The organism is Thiofilum flexile DSM 14609 (genome assembly GCF_000380185.1).
Taxonomy (GTDB): domain Bacteria; phylum Pseudomonadota; class Gammaproteobacteria; order Thiotrichales; family Thiotrichaceae; genus Thiofilum; species Thiofilum flexile.
Genome location: NZ_KB904785.1, coordinates 1 through 16,419 on the forward strand (window position 1 = coordinate 1; position 16,419 = coordinate 16,419).

General features: G+C 41.3%; 25 protein-coding genes. 10 read left to right on the top strand and 15 right to left on the bottom strand.

Annotated features, from left to right (window positions below):
* The first annotated feature begins 823 nt into the window (after positions 1 to 823).
* Positions 824 to 1,210: a DUF4189 domain-containing protein gene (locus A3IK_RS21185; RefSeq protein ID WP_110690461.1), complete on the top strand. Its 387-nt coding sequence runs from the start codon at positions 824 to 826 to the stop codon at positions 1,208 to 1,210.
* A 163-nt stretch (positions 1,211 to 1,373) separates the two neighbouring features.
* Here the strand turns inward: A3IK_RS21185 and A3IK_RS0113520 are convergent, their stop codons facing one another.
* From A3IK_RS0113520 to A3IK_RS0113530, 3 genes are all read right to left on the bottom strand, one after another.
* Positions 1,374 to 1,889 carry a GNAT family N-acetyltransferase gene (locus tag A3IK_RS0113520; RefSeq protein ID WP_020560517.1) on the bottom strand — a complete coding sequence of 172 codons (516 nt, stop codon included), beginning with the start codon at positions 1,887 to 1,889 and terminating at the stop codon, positions 1,374 to 1,376.
* Positions 1,886 to 2,164: a type II toxin-antitoxin system TacA family antitoxin gene (locus A3IK_RS0113525; protein WP_020560518.1), complete on the bottom strand. Its 279-nt coding sequence runs from the start codon at positions 2,162 to 2,164 to the stop codon at positions 1,886 to 1,888. The genes A3IK_RS0113520 and A3IK_RS0113525 overlap by 4 nt, the downstream gene beginning before the upstream one ends.
* Before the next feature lie 234 nt (positions 2,165 to 2,398).
* Positions 2,399 to 2,956 (bottom strand): recombinase family protein, encoded by a 558-nt coding sequence (locus tag A3IK_RS0113530; RefSeq protein WP_020560519.1) that lies wholly within the window; start codon positions 2,954 to 2,956, stop codon positions 2,399 to 2,401.
* A gap of 258 nt (positions 2,957 to 3,214) precedes the next feature.
* On the opposite strand from A3IK_RS0113530, the gene A3IK_RS0113535 reads away from it, so the two are divergent.
* Together A3IK_RS0113535 and A3IK_RS0113540 are read left to right on the top strand one after the other, a co-directional pair.
* Entirely contained in the window at positions 3,215 to 3,451 is a 237-nt protein-coding gene (locus A3IK_RS0113535) for a type II toxin-antitoxin system RelB/DinJ family antitoxin (RefSeq protein WP_020560520.1), read from the top strand.
* Positions 3,448 to 3,714 (top strand): type II toxin-antitoxin system YafQ family toxin, encoded by a 267-nt coding sequence (locus A3IK_RS0113540; RefSeq protein ID WP_020560521.1) that lies wholly within the window; start codon positions 3,448 to 3,450, stop codon positions 3,712 to 3,714. Before A3IK_RS0113535 ends, A3IK_RS0113540 begins: the two co-directional genes overlap by 4 nt.
* A gap of 151 nt (positions 3,715 to 3,865) precedes the next feature.
* Here the strand turns inward: A3IK_RS0113540 and A3IK_RS0113545 are convergent, their stop codons facing one another.
* Positions 3,866 to 4,285, bottom strand: coding sequence for a hypothetical protein (locus A3IK_RS0113545; protein ID WP_020560522.1), 420 nt, complete (start codon positions 4,283 to 4,285; stop codon positions 3,866 to 3,868).
* 442 nt (positions 4,286 to 4,727) lie between these two features.
* Here A3IK_RS0113545 and A3IK_RS19490 point away from each other — a divergent pair, with 442 nt between their 5' ends.
* The 3 genes from A3IK_RS19490 to A3IK_RS19495 all read left to right on the top strand — a co-directional run bounded on the left by A3IK_RS19490 (position 4,728) and on the right by A3IK_RS19495 (position 6,217).
* Complete coding sequence (locus A3IK_RS19490) at positions 4,728 to 5,087, top strand: plasmid mobilization protein (protein WP_020560523.1); 360 nt, start codon at positions 4,728 to 4,730, stop codon at positions 5,085 to 5,087.
* Between the two features lie 78 nt (positions 5,088 to 5,165).
* Positions 5,166 to 5,432 carry a hypothetical protein gene (locus tag A3IK_RS0113555; protein ID WP_020560524.1) on the top strand — a complete coding sequence of 89 codons (267 nt, stop codon included), beginning with the start codon at positions 5,166 to 5,168 and terminating at the stop codon, positions 5,430 to 5,432.
* Positions 5,429 to 6,217 carry a zeta toxin family protein gene (locus A3IK_RS19495; RefSeq protein ID WP_020560525.1) on the top strand — a complete coding sequence of 263 codons (789 nt, stop codon included), beginning with the start codon at positions 5,429 to 5,431 and terminating at the stop codon, positions 6,215 to 6,217. The genes A3IK_RS0113555 and A3IK_RS19495 overlap by 4 nt, the downstream gene beginning before the upstream one ends.
* A gap of 517 nt (positions 6,218 to 6,734) precedes the next feature.
* Here the strand turns inward: A3IK_RS19495 and A3IK_RS0113570 are convergent.
* Together A3IK_RS0113570 and A3IK_RS0113575 are read right to left on the bottom strand one after the other, a co-directional pair.
* Positions 6,735 to 7,034 (bottom strand): type II toxin-antitoxin system RelE/ParE family toxin, encoded by a 300-nt coding sequence (locus A3IK_RS0113570; RefSeq protein WP_020560527.1) that lies wholly within the window; start codon positions 7,032 to 7,034, stop codon positions 6,735 to 6,737.
* Positions 7,031 to 7,279 carry a type II toxin-antitoxin system ParD family antitoxin gene (locus A3IK_RS0113575; protein WP_020560528.1) on the bottom strand — a complete coding sequence of 83 codons (249 nt, stop codon included), beginning with the start codon at positions 7,277 to 7,279 and terminating at the stop codon, positions 7,031 to 7,033. Before A3IK_RS0113575 ends, A3IK_RS0113570 begins: the two co-directional genes overlap by 4 nt.
* Positions 7,280 to 7,434: 155 nt before the next feature.
* Between A3IK_RS0113575 and A3IK_RS0113580 the strand changes: the two genes are divergently transcribed.
* Together A3IK_RS0113580 and A3IK_RS19500 are read left to right on the top strand one after the other, a co-directional pair.
* Positions 7,435 to 7,644: a hypothetical protein gene (locus tag A3IK_RS0113580; protein ID WP_020560529.1), complete on the top strand. Its 210-nt coding sequence runs from the start codon at positions 7,435 to 7,437 to the stop codon at positions 7,642 to 7,644.
* On the top strand, positions 7,641 to 8,279 hold the full coding sequence (locus A3IK_RS19500) for an ATPase (RefSeq protein ID WP_020560530.1): 639 nt from the start codon (positions 7,641 to 7,643) through the stop codon (positions 8,277 to 8,279). Before A3IK_RS0113580 ends, A3IK_RS19500 begins: the two co-directional genes overlap by 4 nt.
* 199 nt (positions 8,280 to 8,478) lie before the next feature.
* Here the strand turns inward: A3IK_RS19500 and A3IK_RS20910 are convergent, their stop codons facing one another.
* Positions 8,479 to 8,649 (bottom strand): helix-turn-helix domain-containing protein, encoded by a 171-nt coding sequence (locus tag A3IK_RS20910; RefSeq protein WP_020560531.1) that lies wholly within the window; start codon positions 8,647 to 8,649, stop codon positions 8,479 to 8,481.
* Entirely contained in the window at positions 8,625 to 8,735 is a 111-nt protein-coding gene (locus tag A3IK_RS21920; RefSeq protein WP_425425438.1) for a hypothetical protein, read from the bottom strand. The genes A3IK_RS20910 and A3IK_RS21920 overlap by 25 nt, the downstream gene beginning before the upstream one ends.
* Positions 8,736 to 8,884: 149 nt before the next feature.
* Between A3IK_RS21920 and A3IK_RS0113595 the strand changes: the two genes are divergently transcribed.
* Positions 8,885 to 9,184 (top strand): hypothetical protein, encoded by a 300-nt coding sequence (locus tag A3IK_RS0113595; protein ID WP_020560532.1) that lies wholly within the window; start codon positions 8,885 to 8,887, stop codon positions 9,182 to 9,184.
* A complete protein-coding gene (locus A3IK_RS0113600) occupies positions 9,181 to 10,287 on the top strand; it encodes a hypothetical protein (protein WP_020560533.1) in 1,107 nt (368 codons plus the stop codon). Before A3IK_RS0113595 ends, A3IK_RS0113600 begins: the two co-directional genes overlap by 4 nt.
* Here A3IK_RS0113600 and A3IK_RS0113605 read toward each other — a convergent pair.
* The 7 genes from A3IK_RS0113605 to repM form a co-directional block, all read right to left on the bottom strand.
* Positions 10,280 to 11,194 carry a methyltransferase domain-containing protein gene (locus A3IK_RS0113605; protein ID WP_020560534.1) on the bottom strand — a complete coding sequence of 305 codons (915 nt, stop codon included), beginning with the start codon at positions 11,192 to 11,194 and terminating at the stop codon, positions 10,280 to 10,282. The genes A3IK_RS0113600 and A3IK_RS0113605 overlap by 8 nt on opposite strands.
* Before the next feature lie 321 nt (positions 11,195 to 11,515).
* Positions 11,516 to 12,745 carry an FtsK/SpoIIIE domain-containing protein gene (locus A3IK_RS0113610; RefSeq protein ID WP_020560535.1) on the bottom strand — a complete coding sequence of 410 codons (1,230 nt, stop codon included), beginning with the start codon at positions 12,743 to 12,745 and terminating at the stop codon, positions 11,516 to 11,518.
* Positions 12,742 to 13,533 (bottom strand): hypothetical protein, encoded by a 792-nt coding sequence (locus tag A3IK_RS0113615; RefSeq protein WP_020560536.1) that lies wholly within the window; start codon positions 13,531 to 13,533, stop codon positions 12,742 to 12,744. The genes A3IK_RS0113610 and A3IK_RS0113615 overlap by 4 nt, the downstream gene beginning before the upstream one ends.
* Positions 13,534 to 13,648: 115 nt before the next feature.
* A complete protein-coding gene (locus A3IK_RS0113620; protein ID WP_020560537.1) occupies positions 13,649 to 14,518 on the bottom strand; it encodes a hypothetical protein in 870 nt (289 codons plus the stop codon).
* Positions 14,515 to 14,688 (bottom strand): hypothetical protein, encoded by a 174-nt coding sequence (locus A3IK_RS21375; protein ID WP_020560538.1) that lies wholly within the window; start codon positions 14,686 to 14,688, stop codon positions 14,515 to 14,517. The genes A3IK_RS0113620 and A3IK_RS21375 overlap by 4 nt, the downstream gene beginning before the upstream one ends.
* A complete protein-coding gene (locus A3IK_RS0113630) occupies positions 14,685 to 15,230 on the bottom strand; it encodes a hypothetical protein (protein WP_020560539.1) in 546 nt (181 codons plus the stop codon). The genes A3IK_RS21375 and A3IK_RS0113630 overlap by 4 nt, the downstream gene beginning before the upstream one ends.
* Before the next feature lie 180 nt (positions 15,231 to 15,410).
* Positions 15,411 to 16,292, bottom strand: a complete 882-nt coding sequence (gene repM, locus A3IK_RS0113640) for a replication initiation protein RepM (protein WP_020560541.1) — start codon at positions 16,290 to 16,292, stop codon at positions 15,411 to 15,413.
* Between the last annotated feature and the right edge of the window lie 127 nt (positions 16,293 to 16,419).

A 16,419-nucleotide genomic window follows, 5' to 3' on the forward strand; every position in this document is an offset into this window, starting at 1 on the left:
ACATGAGTACATGAGTACATGAGTACATGAGTACATATAGGTTATATGATTAGGGTAATGCGTTAGATGTGTTGAGGGTGCAGCAAAGGTCTTTGCTAACTTGCAGCGTATAGATGGCTGTATGGAACTGTTTTAACCGCAACATGGTCGAGTTCTTGGGAGTTTGGGAGAGTATCTACAATCCGAGTTTTAATTATGGCGAATCCGCCACAATTAGAAGTCAAGCAGGCTTAAACAGCTAAACAATGGCGTGAATCAAATCCTGATTTAGAGGGTAATATGTGTGACTATGCCTCTCTAGAGCAGCTATTGATTTTGGCTAATTTAGAAAGCATGAATGCTGAGCTTATTAATTTCCTTCTGAGCGGTTACAGCGTCTCAATGATATGGCTAGACGCCAACTAGGAATTCTCACCAAGCAAACCTCAAAAACCTTTTTACCGCATCAGTAGTAGATCAAGGCATGTTTTAACAACAGGTGAGCCAATGAGAAAATTCATTACGGGCAGTGATTGAGCCGGTTGAGGTATTGATTGAGGGGAGCCGGAAATAAGCTGATTAGTTTGTGGGTGAGTGAAAGATTTTCTATGCAGCAGAATGGCTTTGTAGCAGGGTTTCAGAGAGTAGAGGAAGGTAATCCATCAAAAAATAATGGGGTCTGATTATGGGTTAGATGTCTGTAAAATTAAAATAAGATTTACATTTAATTCCAAATAATCAGCAAATGCTCATTTATTGTACTAAACTAAAAAAACAGTAGCTGACAAAATATCTGTAATCATTTCATTCAGTAAATCTACTGATCTTTGTCAAGGAGGAAGCTATGAAAAAATATCTTTTTTTATTGATTTCCATAATAGGTTTTCAATTTTTCATCACCTCTACAGCTCACGCCTATATAGTTTACTCAGCAACATCCTTTTGCAGAGCAACCCATGCGGTTGGTTACGCTCAAAATAAATTGACGCGCTCAGATGCTTTAAATGTAGCTATAAATAACTGTATAGGTAATGGAGGTGTCCCAAGCTGTTGTAGAAGCCGTGCTAGAATCTCGGATTCTTATCATGCAGCACTCTCATACTGCTCCATAACGGGAGTTACAGGCGTTGGCGTTGCTCAGACATTAAATCATGCAATCAATAAAGCTGTTTCTCAATGCATCGATAAAGGTGGAGTAAGAGCCTGCTGTCGAAATAAAATATCATATTGATTTATGGTCTACTCCATCAAAAAAAGGACAGACTAGGAAATGAGCTAGTGGTAAAAGTCCGATACAATGTGAAGCGGATTTTTACCAATAACTTGCTGCTTGATGTGTCCACTTTTGATGGGGTAGATCAGTAAGTGTATCTAGGCAATAAAGAAAGCTAGTACTAGCTGGGTTCACCAGTCCCTAGTAAACCTTGCAAGGTAGCTACAGGTAGATATAGGCGTAAATTATCCTCTTGCTTTAGACGCATAAAACCAAAGCGCTCATAAAAGGAGACTGCTTCGGGTTTGGCATCGACTACAACACATAAAACGCCAGCAGTATCAGCAACCTTTAGCACCTGCTTACACGCATGAATCAAGAGTTTTGAGCCTACTTTTAGCCCTTGTTCACGCGCTTGGGTATCGGTGGCCATACGACCAATCAATAGAGCAGGGATAGGGTAACATGGTAAACCCTTAGCCATATCGGGGGGCAAATCAGCACAGCTTATCGAGGCTGCTGATAATGTGTAATAGCCAATCAAGCGCCCGCTATCCTCTAAAGCGACATAAGCACGAATCAGGTGTTTTTTTACCCCTTGAGCTAAATACTTTTGCAAATACTCATTGAGGGCGGGATTACCCGAATCAAACCCTTTGCGCTCATGCTGTTTAGCATCAAATAGCTCTATTCTCATTCATGAATATCCGCTGCTTGATACTCTTGCCATGCTTGTTTAAGGGCAGTATTGGGGGGAGGCGGGTTATCTAAACTGGCAGTGAAGCGTTCCCAATCCTCTAGATTTAACGTCAACATCTGATTAGCCTGCACAATCTCGCGGGCTTTATCCATTGCGGCACTGATGATTAAGGCGGTAAGCGAACTACCATTGAGTTCAGCCGCCATGAGTAGCATTTGTTTAGCACTTGCAGGTAAGCGAATATCAAAGCGTTCTAAGGATTCGGTAGCCATTTTATTAGCCTCTATACGGTTTTATACCGTACATAATAGCTCAAACCAGACAGTAAGAACATGGCTCACCCTATCAAACGCTTAAAACATCGGGGTAATGTCGGGATGATGACTCCTAAAACGATCAAAACCTTGCCCCTCGACAGAGTGGCTCATGGGTTCTGGTAGTGAAATAGTGTGGCGCATGGTGAAATAATAATCACTAGGATACAAGGTTTTTGCACTTATTCTTGATTAAGAGCGGATAGTCTTGATCACGTTATAGACACTCGCTACCGATATGCCCAACTGCTTAGCAATCGCTGGTTTAGATAGTCCAGCACTCAACAAAGCTTCTATTTCCGCCTTTTTAGCCTGTGCCGTGGCTTTGCGCCCTTTATACACGCCTTTTTCTTTGGCTTTAGCGATGCCTTCTAATTGACGCTCTTTACGGATATCCGCTTCAAACTCAGCAAAGATAGCCAACATACCTAGGAAGGCTTTGCCATGAGGGGTGCCTGTATCAATGTTTTGATCTAAAACTAATAGCGAAATATTTTGTTGTTCCAAATCATACACTAGATTGTGTAGGTCACGCGCACTACGGGCTAGTCGATCAATCTTGGTAATCACCAAGGTGTCATCCTCACGGATATAATCTAAGCATCTTTCTAATTCAGTACGACCTTGCTGAGATATACCACTGCATTTCTCGCTAAAAATTTTAGTGCAACCTGCTTGTTTTAAACGCTCCTCCTGAATTTCAAAATGCTGCTCAGGCGTTGAAACGCGTGCATAGCCTACTAATGCCATTAGTAATAAATCCTCTAATTAGGTACTAGATATTATTAGAATATGTCATCTAATAATTAAAAGTAACCCTATTTAGATAGGGTTTTGATAGTGATTCTGACACTTCTATCTGAAAAATTCGGGTGTACCCCTATTAGATGGTTAGAGCATATCAAGGTGGCTATGGTAGATAGGTTTTTGAAAAGCCTTAGCCAATAGCGACTATGCGAAGGTGATTCTTATGCTATACAATGAATCACAAAGATAAGAGGTAATAGTATGAAAGTTCAAACTAGCATGAGAATTGACGAAGAGACATTGATTCAAGCAAAAGCGATTCTTGAAAAGCTGGGCATGAATTTCTCCGATGCTGTCAATATTTTCACCACCATGATTGTTCAAACCAGAGGGCTACCCTTTGAGGTAAAGCTACCCAATGCCGAAACTGTTCAGGCCATGCGGGAGGTTAGAGAGGGTAAAAATATTGATGATTTCAAAATTGAAGAGCTGAAATGAAACTGAAACGTCATCGGCTATTTATCAAAGATTTCAGAAGCCTAACCCTTGCTGATTCACAGTTCGATAAGCTCATCTACTTTTTGAGTGTGTTACGCAAGGGTGATCCCTTACCAGAAGAATCAAAAGATCATGCGCTGTTGGGTGAGTGGAGCGACTTTAGAGAGTTTCATATTGGGGGGGATATGTTGGTAATCTATCGAGTGATAGAGGAGGAGGTTGTATTAACGCGGATTGGTACACACGCAAAGTTGTTTGAATAAGTGTCTACTAGGTGGATAGGTAGAGTAGTGAGCTACTCACTTAGAAAAATGTAGATAGTGGACACGATTGATAGCCACTTTTTAGCTGTCTAATAACTCACAATATAGTAGAAATTTAAGGCATTAAATAAATCCTTGTTTGGTATATCTCCTAAAATAGTTTGCTGGGATCAGGAATAGGATTATAGACAAAAGAAGGTTTAGCGTCTTTATCGGTTGCCCATATAGGTTCATGAGGTTTTTTTTCTGGTTCCGTTTTTGGCTTAGCCTCCTCTTTTTTAGGTTCTGGTTTGTTAGCTACTGGTGTTTTAGCAGCTAATACGGGTTTTGCTTCTGGCTCTGCTTTATTGTTTTGAGCTTTCTTTAGTATGATTAAAAAACTAGGATAAGAATTTTTACCGAAAATACCTAACTCAACTAGTATTCTCCATATGTCTTTCTTAAAAACACCTATTTGTAATGCTTGCTCAATATAAGGAAGCATAATATTAATATACAAGCGAGGTTTGTTCTTTGAGTTAGGTAGTGACAGCCTCTCTGTTTGCTCTCTTATTTGCTCTAATTCCTTCATCAATTGCCCTCAATTTGGTTAATACTTAATGGTTAACTATATCGTAGCTATATATTCACTAAAGATTAGTTATATCGTAGCTATCTATTAACTATATCGTAACTATCCATTAGCAATAAGATTTATCTTAACTATATATTAGTTTTAGCTTAGCTATATAGTAGCTATCTATTAACTGTATCGTAACTATTCATTAGTAGCAAGATTTGTCTTAACTATGTCTTAGCTATATCGTAGTTATGTCTTAACTATATCTTAGCTTCAATTTTTTGAAGTATGGCAAGATAGGTGTTTGCTACCCCGCGCAAGCGGTGGGGTGAGCAAACACAGGTTACTTATTCGCCTTTGGCTCAACATGGGGAGGGAGGACAGAGAACAAGAAGGATGAGCATCTAACCGTGTTAACATAAGCTGTTAGTGAATCACCCACAGGTAGATAAACATGGCATTGACTCGCACGACTAAAACCCGATCAGGCACCAATACCAGAGCACGACCTAATAAAATCATGGTTCGAGTCAATGAAGAAGAGCAGGCTAAAATAAAAGAGGGTGCTGCTAATTGTAGTTTGACCGTACCGGAGTATTTAAGGCGTTTGGGTATGAACTATAAACCCGCCTCAACGGTAGATAAGCAAGCGATCACTGAATTAGCCAAATTAAGAGGTGATTTAGGACGTTTAGGCGGATTATTAAAAAGTATATTTTCTGAAAAATACGATGGCGATTATAATATTACTGAGTTGATTAATGAGATTAAGAGCACTCAAGCGCTTATTGCTGAGAAAGTAAAATTATTATAAATGTTCAAGCTCTATATTTAACAAAAATATCGGGGTGTCATTTACGCTGTCAACTGAGGTCTAAAAAAGGAGATTAGTATGTGTACTCTCATGCAAAAGGACGTAATGATTGAAGCCTTGAGCCAGTATATTGCAGGCAATCGTCATTTAGCAGAAGGACAACCTAGTCTTGCACTCGATCAAGAACTAGATACCTTGCTCCAGTACCGCACCTACTTGTATATGACGGATCCTTCTGAGTTAGAACGTGCTCAATGGTGGCAGTGGTCAGAGCCTTATCATGTTAAGTACTTAGGGACTCCACGCTTGCAGACAGTGGCCACTCAAGGTCAGGTGGCATCATGATATTGGATGAGCAGACCTTAGCGACTCTTTTTACTCACAAAGTCCTACCCACCTTCAAGTATTTAACACCTGTTACTCAGCCTAAAGGTTATGTCCTAGGTGGACAGCCGGGTGCGGGTAAATCTCAGCTTTTAAAACATGCCGCCCAAGAGCAACAAGGCAATATTGCGGTGCTTAATGCCGATGAGTTTCGCCCCTTACACCCGCAATTCAAAGCTATTGCACAGCAATTCGGCTTAGAAGCCGCTAATCATACCGCTGCTTTTGTGGGCGCAATGGTGCAACAAGCCTTGCAGTATGGTGTAGAACAGCGCTTTAACCTTACCATAGAAGGCACCTTTCGCACCGCAGAAACACCCTTAGCCACGCTGCAAATATTAAAAGCAGCCGGGTATCAAACCGAGGTGTTGCTTAGTACATGCCCTAAGGAGGTGTCATGGACTAGTACATTGAATCGCTATACTGAGATGAAGCGAGAGGGTTTAAGCCCACGCTTTACCCCGAAAGCCTCTCATGATCAAACCGTCGAACAGCTTGCTCAAAACGTAGCACAAGTCACTGCTCAGGCTGATCAGGTGCGTATTTTTAGTCGTGAGGGCTTACTCTACCAAGGCCATGATCCGACTAAGGCGGCTCAACAGGTCGAGCAGGAGCTGACCCGACCACTCACCTCAGCAGAATATCAAGCGGCTAAAGAGAGCTATGAGGAGCTTTTGAAAGAGGTACAAGGACAAGCAAGAGACTCTCTTGTTAAAGAACAAGCTGCCTTCTTAGTTAATCAATAAAATCTAGAGTTGAGAGTTAAATTATTTTTACTCTGAAAACATTGATCTAGCAGAATTCGATTCTTCTTTCTATCTGTAGAATGCCCGTGGGTAACTTATAACCCAATCTCCAGCAACGGGCTTGTCGGAGGCTTGGTTCTAGAGTTTTCTTTTTTGAAAAATCAAAATGGTAAAGGCTAAAACTGGCTATTAATGGCTACCACCATTTAGTGAGGCACAGTAACACCCACAAGAAACGCATCTCAAAACTCATTTAGCGTGGATTGTAACATTTAAGATTTTTTAGGAGTTCAAAAAAATGACTGTCAGAAGCATAAGCCTAACCGTCTTTATAGTAGGTCTACTAACCTACATCATTGTTACCTCAACCTCTATTTCGCTGCAAGCTGAAATTCATAACTCGGATCAAGGAGGTAAGTTTGCTCTAGAGCTTAAAAAATAATAGAAAATGATATTTGGAGAAAGCCATATTGTAGTTTTCTCCAAACACCATAGGCGACCAACAAACAGCCTGTATTTAATGCTTCAACTGTCGTTCTGTATCCATACGCTGGTGCAGAATCCGCACGATCTCCACACAGTTTTCAACCACACGATAAAAGATCAAATGTGATCCTACCGGATGGCGTTTATACCCTGCACGAATATGTTCAATAGCAAGACCCGCTTGCGGATTTTCTGCTAAAAACTCAAAGGTATCTAAGATCTTTTCACCATAGGCTTCTGTTTGCTCTAGTCCCCATGTTTCAGCCCCATAGCGCCAGATAGCTTTTAGATCTTCAAGCGCTAAGGGTGTGAGTTTATAGGTGGGTATCATGAGGATTGCAGCTCTTGACGCATGGTTTTAGTAAAGTGCTGACGATCAAAGGCGACCGCTACGCCACTTTGCTCACCTGCAATCAAAGCTTCACGCAGTTGCTGTACCCGTAACTCTTGCTCTTCTAGTAAACGCAATCCGGCACGAATCACTTCACTGACTGAATGGTAATGACCTTGATTCACCAATTGATCAACAAAGCCTTCAAAGTGTGTACCCAAGGTAATCGAGGTATTTCTAGGCATGGGTATTCCCTCCTTAAGTAATTCAGGACACTATACCAAAAGTTGGTACTTTTAACATAGCCCTATGACTAGAGATCGATGTTATAGGGTAATTGGCTCTTGAAGCGAGTTAGCCTAACATGGGCTTTCACATGGCCTGAATAGAGGACAAAACCATGAGTAGCGATAAGCTTTCAGTTCCCCATGTAGCAGTAGATGAAGAAGCCTTTGAGGAAATTCTCAAAAATTTTGAAGCGTTTAACCGTGATCCTAACCACCCCGCACGACAAGCTACTAAAGATCATTTAGCTAACACAGGGGGCTGGGGACTCGATGAGAGCGGCAATATCGTGTTTACCCCACCGACTCAGTCAGTTGAAATATGACAAATTCTGATCAAAAACCACTAGCTATTATGGTCGTAGGCGGTAATGGAGCCGGTAAAACCACATTCATAAAGAACGCATTACCTCAGCTATTGAACCTCAATCCCATGCCTACGTTTATCAATGCCGATATTTGGCAGGCTCAAACCTTTGGACGCTCAGGCCATCTAGAAGAAGATAAAAAGGCTCAGGCTTGGGCAGAGCAAACACGTCTACAGCATATTAAAGCTAAACAATCCTTTATTGCGGAAACGGTTTTCTCTCATCCCTCAAAAATCGAGTTAGTCAGTACGATCAAAAATGCAGGTTTTACCGTTTTATTAATCCATGTCGGATTAAAAGATGCGGATTTAGCGCTACATCGTATTAGGCAAAGAGTTAAAGAGGGTGGACACGATGTCCCCATCGACAAAGTAAAAGAGCGTTATGACAGGCTTTTACCCTTAGTGGCTGAAGCTACCCACTATGCAGACTTAGCCTTCATCTATGACAACTCTAAAACCCATCAACCCCATAACCATGTTATGTCCTTACAGCAAGGACAAGTCACTGAGCTATCGACTGAGATTCCTCAGTGGGTAGAGCAAGCCTATAAAATGCAAATAGATGCTTTCTTTCCTACCCGTAATACTTAAAGCATATGGCCTCTCATGACAGCTTCGTGCTTACTGGATCATGCTAATGCTAATGTTGATTCCGTAACTTAATTTATGGATAAATACGGATAAAAATACGGATATGGGGTCTATCTGCACAAAGGTACCAAAAGAACCACAGGATTTTCCTAACTCCTCGATCACAACTTGGGTGTTTTGCCCAAAAGCACGAATCGGACTAATCCAGTTCCCCGACCTCCGTGTCGGGTGCAGAAGTGAGGTAGCGATACACGCTGGTCTTTGACAAATCATAGTCTTTCATCAGCGTTTTGATCAACTCACCCTTTCCCCTCTTCTCCTGAAGTTCAATGATTTGTTTCTTCGTCAGGCTTTTCCTGCGCCAAAGCATGTACCCTGTTCCTTTGCCTTTTGGATGCCATCCATTTGCCGCTCAGCGCGGATTTCTGTCTCAAATTGTGCAATGGCTCCCAACATAATGTGATGAACAGAGGGGGTGCTATACAAAATATTAAAAAGCCTTAAGCCTCCTCACATAAGAATCAGAACATCTAACCATTTTTATAAAAGATGGAACTTATTTTATATAATCGTGTCTTATTTATGTTTTGATGAGGGCTTTCAATATGAATATGTCTGAAGTTTCAATATTTGTTTGGAGTGCGCTTTCTGGAGGAGCTTTTTATGATTTAGTCAAAAAAGCATTAGGTGCTTCTTATGATAACTTTATAAGTCATATTAAATTTAATAATAAGATGCAATTTGAGAAGGACTTACATGATATTTTAGAAAAAAATACGCAATTGACCTTTCTTTTAGAGACACTAATGAAAACAGATAAAGATAAAACAGTAAATAAAAATATAAATCATGGGGTCATTTTCTCTGGTGGAAATGTTCATCTTGGAGATAATATATCAAAATGACCAATAAAAATATAAATCATGGGGTCGTTTTCTCTGGTGGAAATGTTCATTTTGGAGATAATATTTTTACTAAAGATGATTACGATACAAACCATTTTTATCCATCCGTATATTTAGATAAATTTGATATAAATGAACATGGGAATTTACCATTGGAAACAAATAGAAACTTAGAGGCTACTTATAAAGCGTATAAGTTATATTTTTTCTACTATACAGTTTTAGCTAAAAGGGTATATGCACAAGGCTCAGCACCTCTAAAAAACAAAATTATTTTTAATTTATATAATCAGTTTAGTGATTGCTTTAAGTGGAGTGATGATGCTGATCGCACTCCTTTAGTATCCTTCGCATTAAGAGAAAATTGTTCCGGTTACTATGAATACCTCATGCTTAGACAAGAAGAGTTATTGAAAAATAAAGCTGCCAATAACGTAGAATATTATCATTATAAAGCTAATAACTCTAAACAATCTGCGATAAAGCTTGATAAAGTACTAATTAATACCTCTTTCTTAAGAAGAAAACATTCTGTTGATAAATTTTTTAGACACTCAGTAGCTCTAAATTTTTTAGATGATGAGTTTTGCAAGTTATACAGTGTAGATGATGATACTAGGGAAAAAGCACTTCATTTAAGTTCAAATTTTGAATTATTTCAAACATATAAATTAATAAATGAACTAAAATTAATAAACAACAAAAAAGTAGCACACTCTATAAGAGAAAGCTATTTTATTGCTAATGCTAAAGCAGTTGAATCACATACAACACTTCCATCTGAAACACATTTTTTTAATTATAGAAATGTGCGATCTTTTCTTAATGCTATTGGATTAAGCAATAGAAAGACTCTAGATAATACTATTGATTGTAGTATTATTTTTAAAATAAGAAATTTAAAAAGCTTTAAGTTGTTGAAAAATATTTATTTTTGCCAACATACATTAAATGATCTGAATCACTTTATTAGAGAGATTTATAAATTAAAATATGGAAAATTATTTACCCCTAATTTTGAGAAAATTGGATTAAAAACTAGCGATATTTTATCTACTTTGAATATTTTTCATGAAGATCTAAAGAGAATAAATTTTATATAATTTTTTGAGATTTTAAAAAATGAAAACTAGGATACTTTAAGTCTCTTGAAAAGCTTTTTATAATTTTTTTAGAGTAAATCGGTCTTATTATTTCTTCTGTCAAACCAAATTCTTTATCTTCCAAAACTAAAAAATTCAAACTTTCCAGTATTTTTCTGTATAAATTAAACTCATGAAAGGCATGAAAGAAAAACTTTCTCCGACCTAATGTCTTTATTGTAAAAAATATATCTTCAGTTTCTATGACCTTGATGAACTCCCATTCATCTAATTTCTTAATATAGACACCACTAGCCTTGTAATATTTGCTATTTATATCAGTAATTAAAAGCATACCATTTTTCTTCAAAGCCTTACCTGCTTCATTAATTATACTAAATGGATCTATACTATTGAGAAGTAAAAGCGACATATTAATTAAATCAAAAGAATTTTTATCAAATGGCAGTGCATTAGCATTAGCCTGTATTGTTTCAAAATCATCATAGTTAAAATCTAAAATATCAACTCCAATATACTTTGGGTTTAATTCGTTCTTTTTAAGAAAATCATAGAAGCTTCTATTAGCATACCCAACATCTAATAAATTACTAGGGCAATGATATTTTACTGATTCAATTATTTTTGAAAAAACAACTTGATTTTTTAAGCTAATATTTTTTTCATCTATATAATAGCCATTATTGCTTTGAGCTATCCAAAGTTTTTCCATTAAATATTTTATAGTATCTATTGACTCAAGAACTATTGGTTGCATTTCATATAAGCTATTATTTATAATTGGTTTTATAATTAATGTTTTTATATTAATATCTAGTATATTTACATCTAAAATATCATACTTATATTCTTTAAGAGTAATATGATCAATAATATCTTCTTTACTTAATAAGTATTTAAATTGCATACAATAACCTTTTGGAGCTTTATAAAATATCCTAATTGTATGAAACCAAAAAAAATCAACATCCTTACAATAAAAAGCATAACTGTAACTTAGCATTTGAGAGAGTTATCTACAACCCGAATTTTGATTATAACTCAAGTTGTACAAGCTAGAAAAACCCCTATGAGGATGGTTTAAAGTGTTATCAACAACAAAAACTCTTAAGCAATAACTCCCATGGAAGAAATTATCACAGCACTCTATTGCGCCTGTAACGACCTCTTAAAAGCCCTGAATAGCTGCTGCGGAGAGCAAGCCATATAAGTCATGCAGAAATCATTACTAACGTAGTGGTGAGTGTCCCGTATTTTTCAGCATAACCCCACGGCCTTGAATCAGTTTATTACCCCCCACTCGAAACAAAAACGCACCTTCCCCAGCGAGTCCCTCGGCTCCCGTGTCGTCAATCGCTACTAGAGAGGCCACTTTGTCCGGTACACGTAGGGCAAGGCGCACGTCTAGCATATCTCTAAGCTCAGTGGGCAACTGGTCAGCCTTGGGTTTTTGAATCCCCAAGGTGATAAAGACACCCGCGCTCCTATGTACCCTTAAAAGCTCGCCTAAGGCTGATTCTGTGGCTTCTTTACCGGCTACCACCCTAAGCTGGGGGTATTCATCGATATACGCAAAAATCGGCTTAGGTGCGGTTTCTGGTGCCTTTTGCTGGTATTGGAACCAATTGTCACAGTCGGCCTTTACTATCTCAGCCATGCGCTCTCTAGCGAGTAGGTTGATGGTGTTTAGGATGTCTAGCCCTTCTTGCATGTCGCTGGTGAACTGTTGGCAAGGCTCGCGTCTCAAGGTGCCTTTTGCGTCTATGATGTAAATCTCTGGATTGAGTCCACTCAAGCGCATGGCGTGAATATCTGCACGTATAGCTTCCGTTTTACCCGCTCCCGTGGTGCCTGAGATGAGCATATGCGGGGCTTGTTTGCGGTTATAGGTGACAGGTTGCCCCAATACATCGAGGCCAATGTAGCCAATGAGTTCACCCGCTTTGAGCTGGCTTTCATCAAAGGATACAGCTTGCCATTCGCTGCGTGGTAGCGGTGCGAGTAGGATACTCAAGTCACGCCCAGCGGTGGGGATAAATCCCAATTCTTCCGGTGCAAGGCCGAGCACACTGGCGACCCGTGGCAATGCCTTAGCTAACTCTTGCGGATTGTCGGTACTGACCTTAAACAGCCGATATTGAGCACTTCTAGACTCAATCGCAGTGAGGTCTTTATTTCCGGTGGCCTTACGGAGTCGCTCTGTTACCAAGTCGTTAACCGCTGCCACCATCGCCCCTTGTTTGATCAGGTCGTCTAGTGGGCTATCAAAGAGATAACCGTCTCTGCTGTCACGAGTGCGGTACTGGTTAGCCAAGTAAAGCGCACTCAAGGCACCCACGGCCAGCGGTGCGCTGCCACTGAGGGCTAGCGTACCGAGTACCGTACCTGTACACCCGATCATAGCAGGGTAAGAGCTGGGGATGATGGAGTGAGGATTGAATTTACCAAGTGGTTTCATGGGTGATTACTCCCTAGCTCGATAGATTGAAGAGAGGGTGTAGGACTAGGTTGCAGGGCTAGCGGACGGGAGCTATTGGCCGGAGTTCCCACAGGTTGCAGGATTCCCCCTACAGCTACGACACCGAGTAAGAGCATGATCAATAGCGGCATAAGGTTAGCTTTCACCCCACTCAAGCGTGTTTTTGGACTAGTTGGTAAAGAGGCGGCTAGGCGCTCTGCTTCTTGAGCTGCGTTTAACGCTTGCATAGCGGCCTGTTTTCGACTTTGAGCGAGTAGGGCTTGCTTACGTGCCAGTTCCAACAAACGGGCTTCATTCGCCGCGTTAGCCTGTTGTTTGCGTAGGGCTTGGGTGTGCTCCACATCCAAAAGTGGCTTGAAGTACTCCCATAGGCTCGCCTTGTGGCCAATCTTTTCGGCTATCTGCCACTGATACGAGCGCTCACTGAGTTTTAGGATAATGCCAAGTTCTACTAACAAGGGAATCAATTTTGTTTGTAGCAGGTTAGCGCTAAAGTCAGGGGTTGCCGCTAAGGTACAGACTTCCCGTAGGGCAACCGGCGCACCACAATCATAGTGATTAATCAGGGCGAGTAGCCCGCTCACATACTGCTCTCGTTCACCATTGCTGGCCTTGACGTGATCGCTAATGAGATGCACGGCAGAGGGTCTAATAATTAGGCAATGGATAGCCTCACGGCCTTTTTGGTTTCTAAAATCGGATTTCTTGAGTTCAGCCAGCAATTTTTCTTGTACGGTTTGGCTGCTGTTTTGGGTGTTCTGTGTCATGGTTTTAAGCCTCAGTTGCTTAAAAACTAGCCCGCACTAAGTCCGTTATAACCCCGCACTCTAAAAAGTCGGGGTTTTTGAGGGTATCGGGCTAGGTTTCTTGGGTTTTCGTGCTTTAGCGGGTAAAGGTGTCGAGTAGGCCACCGATGAGCGATTTATCGCCACATAATCCGGTACGCTGGTTGATAGCCCGCTCACCTAATTGGGCATACGTGCTGGCCTTGGTGCCATTGCCATCGTGGTCATCCTTCCCTCGTAAGTACCAGCTATTCGCAGCACTGCTACCCTTGAGGTGGGCAGCCGCCACATAGCCCGCGATGCGCTCTTGATTGCCTTGGTTTAAGGCTCTAGAGCGAAAGCCTGCCACGACATTGGTATTAGCCAAGCGGATAAAGGCCGCGTCTTGCAGTGCTGGAGTCTGCAAAAAGTAGGCATAGTTGCCGCTAGTCCAGTTCGAGTCATCTTTGAGGAAGTTGATATGCTCTGGTGGCAAGCCTTGTCTGACCCGTTTAGGCGCATTCATGAGCGCATCGCGTCGGATAAGGCCGACGGTATTCAGCGCAGCGGCTCCAAACTGATACCCACCGATATAGCCCGCCCAATTGCCCGTATGGGCATAGTTGCCACTGGACTCACGCCGTAATAGAGCTACTCGGAGTCGACAGGTTTGCAGGCTATCCAAGCCACGGATAGCGTTTTTAGCGGTAATAGGCGGTGCGGTACGGTCAACATGCCCGATAAGGTCACTCATCGCCACACCTAGGCTCGCAGCTTGATTGCCTATGTAGTCGGTTAGCTGTTCATAGGCAGCGCTTAACACCGGAATATCACGGGTTTTAAGCGTGTAGTCGACTACGGTGAACACAGTTAAGCCCAGCAAACAGGCGTATAAAGGCGGCATTCTTGGCAAGGTTTGTACTAATAGCTCACTCGTTTGTGCCTCAATCCGGTCAAGGCGGGTCAAAATGGGGTTTTCTATATTCATAGCACTAACCCCCGCCATTGTTCCCATTGACTCCCGAAAAGCGAGGCTAATTCGGGTAGGCTCTCTCCAGTGATAGCCTGAGCCAGCGTATGAATTGCCCCATTCATCACCAGACCCCAGATAACAACCCAAATCCATAGCGGTGAGAGATACGCGGTTAATTTACTCATGGTGCAGCTCTCCACACGTAACGCTTGCCATCACTCGCTAGAGAGCAATTGAGACGGCCTTTGGGGGTACGTGTCCAGTCTTGAGTACCGGCCACACATTCGGCTATTTCAGCCTCATTGAGCGGACGTACCGTTTGCCATGGTGTGACAGGGGTAGAGGTACTGCCACGGCCTGCATTGCCTTCTAAAATGTATCTATTTTTGGCAGCACTATAACCAACGCTATGAGTAGCCGCTTGTTTAGCCGCTTCTAGCATCCGACTAGCTTGCAGGGTATCCACTGAGACATTGGCATAGGTCAGGGCAAGGGCGATGATGCCTAGCCCCATCCAAGCCGCGACAGGCTCGCGTGATTTGAGGATGGCACTCCCACCAATAGCCGCAAGCGCGGAGGCGGCAAAGTCGGCCACCTCACTCCCCTGCACGTTAATGATTGGCAGGCCACCAAAGAGTAACGAGCCTGCACTGAGTACCCCAAGGCCAAGGGCGCTATAACCTACGATGGAAGGTAGGGCTGAGTTTGAAGCGTGTACAAGGCTCATGCGGCCACCTCCAAAATAGAGGTGAGAATAGGGGTAGGGGGTGAGAATAGATTTTGAGTGTGCGTAATCGCACGTAAAACGCTAAGATGCGCATGCATTTGATCGACTCCATGTACGTGTTGTCGTTAAGTGAAGTCCTGCGCTCGTATTGGCGTACTTGCGTAGGGCGCTAATAAATCTCTATTTCATAAATCCGTATTCTTTAAATCGTTGGATCTCCTTTTCAGTGGCTAATTGCTCAATGGACTCATTGAGGATTTTTGCTTGTTGTTGATACCCTAAAAACTGGCTTAGTGCCTCGTTTTTCAGTGCATTTTCATCTGGTGCGGCTTTGGTACTAGGTTTTGTGTCTAATGCCGTGTTGCTCGTAGTTTTGCGCGGTTTTTTAAACTTAAACGTAAAACTGAAACCTACAATCACACGCCCCTGCTTGTGCTGTTCATAGCTGACTGTAATATCCGTATGCTCGTTGATTTGCTCTAAAGCGACATCTATCACACGCTTTTTAAAGTTATGCATTGCTGCATACTCACCATCTAAAACACCAACTTTATTTCTAAGCTCATACAGTTCAATCATTGGTGTTTTGCCAGTGCTACGCCACATAATCAGCAGCTCGTATAATCGCACAGCATAGACACTAGATAGACTGCTTACTTGCTCTAGTTCGTATTGAGTAAAACGACTTTCAAGCTCGGTTATCAATGGGATTACATCGGGTGCAAATGTTATTTTTACTACTGCAAATTCATCAACATAACCTATCTTACTAACCCAACGGCTTTTCATAGTGGCAATGCCACCGTTCTTTTCTTGGTAAGTGAAGTACCTATTGAAAAGATTATTACAAGCATCTTTTAGTGCCTGATATGCCGTTGTTCTATGTGTTCCGAACTGGTTGATATAGCTATCAGCACTAACCGCAATCTTTGTTTTTTCATCAATAACTTTTCGCTCATTACGTGCAGCAATAATTGCAAGCAAGATAAGGCGTTGTTCCACCAGTGATAGGCTATAACTGGCATTGATCAGCGCATTATCTTTTACAACTAAGTTATTCATTTGGCTTATGGCTTGGTGAGAAACACTAATTAATAATATACTTCAAAGTACTTTGTTAATCAATGTATTTATTTGAAGGGTAAATGTACGTTTATTGAAGGGTAAACGTATGCTTATTGAAGGGTAA

What these genes read in the sequence shown, in the direction of transcription:
- repM (WP_020560541.1), bottom strand. Translation starts at nt 16,292, where the DNA reads ATGAATAACTTAGTTGTAAAAGATAATGCGCTGATCAATGCCAGTTAT.
- A3IK_RS0113570 (WP_020560527.1), bottom strand. Translation starts at nt 7,034, where the DNA reads ATGATACCCACCTATAAACTCACACCCTTAGCGCTTGAAGATCTAAAA.
- A3IK_RS0113630 (WP_020560539.1), bottom strand. Translation starts at nt 15,230, where the DNA reads ATGAGCCTTGTACACGCTTCAAACTCAGCCCTACCTTCCATCGTAGGT.
- A3IK_RS21375 (WP_020560538.1), bottom strand. Translation starts at nt 14,688, where the DNA reads ATGAGTAAATTAACCGCGTATCTCTCACCGCTATGGATTTGGGTTGTT.
- A3IK_RS19495 (WP_020560525.1), top strand. Translation starts at nt 5,429, where the DNA reads ATGATATTGGATGAGCAGACCTTAGCGACTCTTTTTACTCACAAAGTC.
- A3IK_RS0113525 (WP_020560518.1), bottom strand. Translation starts at nt 2,164, where the DNA reads ATGGCTACCGAATCCTTAGAACGCTTTGATATTCGCTTACCTGCAAGT.
- A3IK_RS0113530 (WP_020560519.1), bottom strand. Translation starts at nt 2,956, where the DNA reads ATGGCATTAGTAGGCTATGCACGCGTTTCAACGCCTGAGCAGCATTTT.
- A3IK_RS21185 (WP_110690461.1), top strand. Translation starts at nt 824, where the DNA reads ATGAAAAAATATCTTTTTTTATTGATTTCCATAATAGGTTTTCAATTT.
- A3IK_RS21920 (WP_425425438.1), bottom strand. Translation starts at nt 8,735, where the DNA reads ATGTTGGGAGCCATTGCACAATTTGAGACAGAAATCCGCGCTGAGCGG.
- A3IK_RS0113575 (WP_020560528.1), bottom strand. Translation starts at nt 7,279, where the DNA reads ATGCCTAGAAATACCTCGATTACCTTGGGTACACACTTTGAAGGCTTT.
- A3IK_RS0113580 (WP_020560529.1), top strand. Translation starts at nt 7,435, where the DNA reads ATGAGTAGCGATAAGCTTTCAGTTCCCCATGTAGCAGTAGATGAAGAA.
- A3IK_RS0113535 (WP_020560520.1), top strand. Translation starts at nt 3,215, where the DNA reads ATGAAAGTTCAAACTAGCATGAGAATTGACGAAGAGACATTGATTCAA.
- A3IK_RS0113600 (WP_020560533.1), top strand. Translation starts at nt 9,181, where the DNA reads ATGACCAATAAAAATATAAATCATGGGGTCGTTTTCTCTGGTGGAAAT.
- A3IK_RS20910 (WP_020560531.1), bottom strand. Translation starts at nt 8,649, where the DNA reads ATGCTTTGGCGCAGGAAAAGCCTGACGAAGAAACAAATCATTGAACTT.
- A3IK_RS0113555 (WP_020560524.1), top strand. Translation starts at nt 5,166, where the DNA reads ATGTGTACTCTCATGCAAAAGGACGTAATGATTGAAGCCTTGAGCCAG.
- A3IK_RS0113605 (WP_020560534.1), bottom strand. Translation starts at nt 11,194, where the DNA reads ATGCAATTTAAATACTTATTAAGTAAAGAAGATATTATTGATCATATT.
- A3IK_RS0113520 (WP_020560517.1), bottom strand. Translation starts at nt 1,889, where the DNA reads ATGAGAATAGAGCTATTTGATGCTAAACAGCATGAGCGCAAAGGGTTT.
- A3IK_RS0113545 (WP_020560522.1), bottom strand. Translation starts at nt 4,285, where the DNA reads ATGAAGGAATTAGAGCAAATAAGAGAGCAAACAGAGAGGCTGTCACTA.
- A3IK_RS19500 (WP_020560530.1), top strand. Translation starts at nt 7,641, where the DNA reads ATGACAAATTCTGATCAAAAACCACTAGCTATTATGGTCGTAGGCGGT.
- A3IK_RS19490 (WP_020560523.1), top strand. Translation starts at nt 4,728, where the DNA reads ATGGCATTGACTCGCACGACTAAAACCCGATCAGGCACCAATACCAGA.
- A3IK_RS0113615 (WP_020560536.1), bottom strand. Translation starts at nt 13,533, where the DNA reads ATGACACAGAACACCCAAAACAGCAGCCAAACCGTACAAGAAAAATTG.
- A3IK_RS0113620 (WP_020560537.1), bottom strand. Translation starts at nt 14,518, where the DNA reads ATGAATATAGAAAACCCCATTTTGACCCGCCTTGACCGGATTGAGGCA.
- A3IK_RS0113595 (WP_020560532.1), top strand. Translation starts at nt 8,885, where the DNA reads ATGAATATGTCTGAAGTTTCAATATTTGTTTGGAGTGCGCTTTCTGGA.
- A3IK_RS0113540 (WP_020560521.1), top strand. Translation starts at nt 3,448, where the DNA reads ATGAAACTGAAACGTCATCGGCTATTTATCAAAGATTTCAGAAGCCTA.
- A3IK_RS0113610 (WP_020560535.1), bottom strand. Translation starts at nt 12,745, where the DNA reads ATGAAACCACTTGGTAAATTCAATCCTCACTCCATCATCCCCAGCTCT.